This is a genomic window from Nocardia sp. NPDC004722, assembly GCF_053601505.1.
The window spans coordinates 1-3,994 of the sequence record NZ_JBSGBY010000708.1; the positions used below are offsets into that span (position 1 = coordinate 1).

The 3,994-nt window shown below is 67.8% G+C and carries 7 protein-coding genes; 6 read left to right on the plus strand and 1 reads right to left on the minus strand.

The features are described 5' to 3' along the window. Positions 1 to 44 precede the first annotated feature (44 nt). Together meaB and ACWELQ_RS40300 are read left to right on the plus strand one after the other, a co-directional pair. Entirely contained in the window at positions 45 to 1,043 is a 999-nt protein-coding gene (meaB, locus tag ACWELQ_RS40295; protein ID WP_452402262.1) for a methylmalonyl Co-A mutase-associated GTPase MeaB, read from the plus strand. Positions 1,044 to 1,047: 4 nt separating this feature from the next. Next, a complete protein-coding gene (locus tag ACWELQ_RS40300) occupies positions 1,048 to 1,548 on the plus strand; it encodes an N-acetyltransferase family protein (RefSeq protein ID WP_452402256.1) in 501 nt (166 codons plus the stop codon). Here ACWELQ_RS40300 and ACWELQ_RS40305 read toward each other — a convergent pair. After that, a complete protein-coding gene (locus ACWELQ_RS40305) occupies positions 1,535 to 1,930 on the minus strand; it encodes a hypothetical protein (protein WP_452402257.1) in 396 nt (131 codons plus the stop codon). The genes ACWELQ_RS40300 and ACWELQ_RS40305 overlap by 14 nt on opposite strands. Positions 1,931 to 2,062: 132 nt before the next feature. Between ACWELQ_RS40305 and ACWELQ_RS40310 the strand changes: the two genes are divergently transcribed. The 4 genes from ACWELQ_RS40310 to ACWELQ_RS40325 all read left to right on the plus strand — a co-directional run. Continuing rightward, a complete protein-coding gene (locus ACWELQ_RS40310; RefSeq protein WP_452402258.1) occupies positions 2,063 to 2,524 on the plus strand; it encodes a PaaI family thioesterase in 462 nt (153 codons plus the stop codon). After that, entirely contained in the window at positions 2,521 to 2,910 is a 390-nt protein-coding gene (locus ACWELQ_RS40315; RefSeq protein ID WP_452402259.1) for a hypothetical protein, read from the plus strand. The genes ACWELQ_RS40310 and ACWELQ_RS40315 overlap by 4 nt, the downstream gene beginning before the upstream one ends. Continuing rightward, positions 2,907 to 3,290: a winged helix-turn-helix transcriptional regulator gene (locus ACWELQ_RS40320; protein WP_452402260.1), complete on the plus strand. Its 384-nt coding sequence runs from the start codon at positions 2,907 to 2,909 to the stop codon at positions 3,288 to 3,290. The genes ACWELQ_RS40315 and ACWELQ_RS40320 overlap by 4 nt, the downstream gene beginning before the upstream one ends. Before the next feature lie 68 nt (positions 3,291 to 3,358). Further along, positions 3,359 to 3,994: metallophosphoesterase family protein (locus ACWELQ_RS40325; RefSeq protein WP_452402261.1), on the plus strand; the 636-nt coding region annotated here is incomplete at its 3' end.

The window sequence follows — 3,994 nt, forward strand, 5'->3', positions numbered from 1 at the left end:
CCACCCCGGTGGCCGATGGCGATCTGGTCGCCGCCGGCACCGCCATCGTGGTACGGGTGATCGATGTCGACCAGCTGGCCGCGCAGGTGCGGGCGGGGGAGCGGGCCGGGCTGGCCCGCGCCATCACCCTCGTCGAATCCACCCGCGCGGATCATCGGGAACTCGCGCAGCAGCTGCTGCTGCGGCTCACCCCCGAAACCGGCGAGGTCGTCTCCAATCGGGTTGGCATCACCGGTGTTCCGGGCGTCGGCAAGTCGACGTTCATCGACGCGCTGGGCATGTACCTGATCGGGCAGGGGCATCGGGTGGCGGTGCTGGCCGTGGACCCGTCCTCGACCCGCACCGGCGGTTCCATCCTCGGCGACAAGACCCGCATGGCGCGGCTGTCGGTGGAGCGCGACGCGTTCATCCGCCCCTCGCCGACCGCGGGAACGCTGGGCGGCGTGGCGAAGGCGACCCGCGAGACCATCGTGCTGCTGGAGGCGGCGGGCTACGACGTCATCCTGGTGGAGACCGTCGGCGTCGGCCAATCCGAGGTCACCGTCGCCAATATGGTCGACGTGTTCTGCTTCCTCACCCTGGCGCGCACCGGTGATCAGTTGCAGGGCATCAAGAAAGGCGTCCTCGAACTCGCCGACCTGGTCGCCGTCAACAAGGCCGACGGCCGCCACGAACTGGAAGCCAAGGCCGCCGCCCGCGAACTCCAGGGCGCGATGCGGCTTATCCACCCGCGCGAATCGCTGTGGCGGCCACCGGTACTCACCATGTCCGGACTCAACGGCATCGGCCTCGACGGCTTCTGGGACACCGTCCTCACCCACCGCCGGGTCCTCACCGAGGCGGGTGAGTTCGCCGAGAAGCGACGCCGTCAGCAGGTGGACTGGACCTGGACCATGGTCCACGACAGTCTGCTGCGCCGCCTCACCGACAACCCGGCGGTCAAGGGCCTGCGCGCCCAGGTGGAACAACAGGTCCGCGACGGCTCTCTCACCCCGGCCCTCGCCGCCGCGGAAATCCTCCGGGCGTTCGACGAACGGGCTTGAGCCCATGACCATCCGGATCCGACCAGGCACCGAAGCCGACGCGAAAGCGGTCGCCACGCTGCACACCGCCAGCTGGCGCACCGCCTACGCGGCCATCATGCCCGCGAGCTACCTCGACGGCTCCTTGGCCGACGACCACCGAACGCTGTGGCTCACTCGCCTCACCGGTGGCGACGCCGAGGGCAGTCTGTTCCTCGCCGAATCCGACGGCGAGCTGGCCGGATTCATCTACCTGGCTCTCCAACCCGACGGCCGCGTCCTCATCGACAACCTGCACGTCGACCCGGCCCGCAAACGCGGCGGCATTGGCGGCCTGCTCCTGCGTCACGGATTCGACTGGGCCGCCACCGAATACCCCGGCCATCCCGTGTACCTGGAAGTCCTGCAAGCCAACACGCCCGCCATCGCCTTCTATCGGCGGCACGGTGGACACGTCGGCGAACCCCGAACCGCCTACTTCCCAGCGGGTTTCGAGGTCACCGACCTGGAAGTCACCTGGCCGTAGCGGCGACCGCCGAATGCGCGGCCAGCCGATCGATCCTGCGCAACCGCACCGCCATCTGAGCCGCGCACAGCCCGATGAGCATCATGGTCGCCAGCCGGAACGGATCGAACAACTGACCGCTGCTGACCGCCCCGATCGCGTAAACGCCGAGCGCGAGCACTTCGATCGTGATCGCCCGCAGATGCCCGCGCCGCCGGGCGGCCACAAACTCCGCCCACTCCGCAGCGTCGATCTCGACCGGTGGCCGCCCGGTCATGAGCGCCCGCTCGAAAGGCCGCCACAGCCGCCGATACTCGCCACTGCTCAACCGCTGCGCCCAAACACCGGCGACCAGCACGAAGGGTGCGACCGCCAGGCCGACCACCAGTGTCCACAACGCCATCGTCTTCTCCCGTAGCCGCGCTCGAATCCCTTGATCCGAGTGTGGACGCGCCGGAACACCGCCGATACGCACCCCAGGGCTGGCGCGAACTCACCTCTGCTCGTCGGCCCGCATGCCGTCTACGCTCGAGCGGTGGCCGACATTTCAGACGCCCTGAGCACTTCGCAGGAAGCACGACTGCGCGAAAGCATCGGTCGCCAAACCTTACTGACCACCCTCGGCATCGCTGTCGCGAGTCTGGCTCCCGGCCGTGTCGTGCTCGAATTGCCCTTCCGCGCCGATTTGTGCCAGCAGAACGGTTTCGTCCACGCCGGTGCCATCACCACCCTGGCCGACTCGGCCTGCGGCTACGCGGCCATGTCCCTGCAACCGCTCGACCGGGACATCCTCACCGTGGAGTTCAAGGTCAATCTGATGAGTCCCGCTGTCGGGCAACGCTTTCTGGCGACCGCGACGGTCGTCAAATCGGGCCGCACGCTCACGGTCTGTACGGCCGAAGTCCACTCCGACACCAATGGCGCGGGCCCGATCGCGCTGATGCAGGCCACCCTCATGGCGCTGCCCGCCGCTCCTGCCTCTAAAATAGAGGCATGACCGAAAGTCTCATACTGCCGGTGTGGCAATCCAAAGACACCGAGCTGCTACCGGGCTTGCTCGCCGAGGAGGCGACCTTCTCGAGTCCGGTCGCCGACTACCACGGCCGAGGGCGGGCGGCGCATCTGCTGGCCACGATCGCGACCGTCCTGGATTCGGTGCGCGAGACCCGGCAGTGGGCAGACGGGCAGCAGCGAGTGTTCGCCTTCAGTGCTCGATTCGCCGACCAGGAACTCGAAGGCGTACTGCGGGAAGAGGTTTCCGATACCGGCAGCCTGACCCAGGTGACACTGTTCCTGCGGCCGTATCGGGTATTGCGTGCGGCGATCGCGGAAATGGCACGCCGACTGGACGATTCACCCCCGCCGCACGCAGCCGGATCATGACGGCCCGCGCTCCACGCCCGGGACTCCCGGTCCGCGGGTCGACCACCGGCCGACCGATCATGGCCCTGTTCGACCTTCTCGGGCGACGCTGGGTGCTGCGGGTGATCTGGGAACTCGACCAGGCGCCCGCGCCGCTCACCTTTCGTGACCTCCGCAGCGCCTGCGGCGACATCTCCTCGAGCGTCCTGACCCGCCGACTGGCCGAGCTCACCGACGCGCACCTGGTCGAACATCGGGAAGGCTACCGCCTTACCCGAACCGGTCGGACGCTGGTCGAGCGACTCGGTCCTCTGACACAGTGGGCCGACGGGTGGCACGAGGAGCTCGGTGGCGTCGAATCCGCTACCAAGTCCGCCGAAGACTATGGCCAGGGCGCTTAGCCGAAACAGCATGGGCGACGGCATTATTGCGTTGCTCGCGGCATCGGCCGGCGCTTACCGTTGGCCGGGTGCGGCGCACTGTCATCATCGGCGACATCCACGGTTGCTTCGACGAACTGGTCGAGCTCCTCGATATGGCCGAGCTCGCCGAGGACGACCTACTCGTCAGCGTCGGCGATCTGGTCGATCGTGGGCCGAAGCCGGGTGAGGTGGTCGGTCTCTTCCGTGAACGCCCGAACTCGGTGGCGGTCATGGGAAACCATGAACGCAAACATGTCCGCGGGATCTACTCCTACGCCCAGGAAATCACCCGATTGCAGGCGGGCGACGGCTATGCCGCCATGGTCGACTGGATGCGGACGCTGCCCTACTACTTCGAGAACGACCACGTCCGCGTCGTGCACGCCGCCATGGTCCCCGGCATCCCACTCGCCGACCAGCGCGAGGAGATCCTCTGCGGCTCCACCCGCGGCGAGCGCGAACTCCGAACCCTGTTCCCCGACAGCATCTGGCACGACCACTACACCGACACCAAGCCGATCGTCTTCGGACACCACGTCACCGCCCCCGACCCCCTGATACGCGACAACCGCGTTCTGGGCCTCGACACCGGCGCCTGCCACGGCGGCGCCCTCACCGCACTGAGCCTCCCGGACTTCGTGATTCATTCGCTGCCGGTACGCACCGATCACTGGTCACAGGTC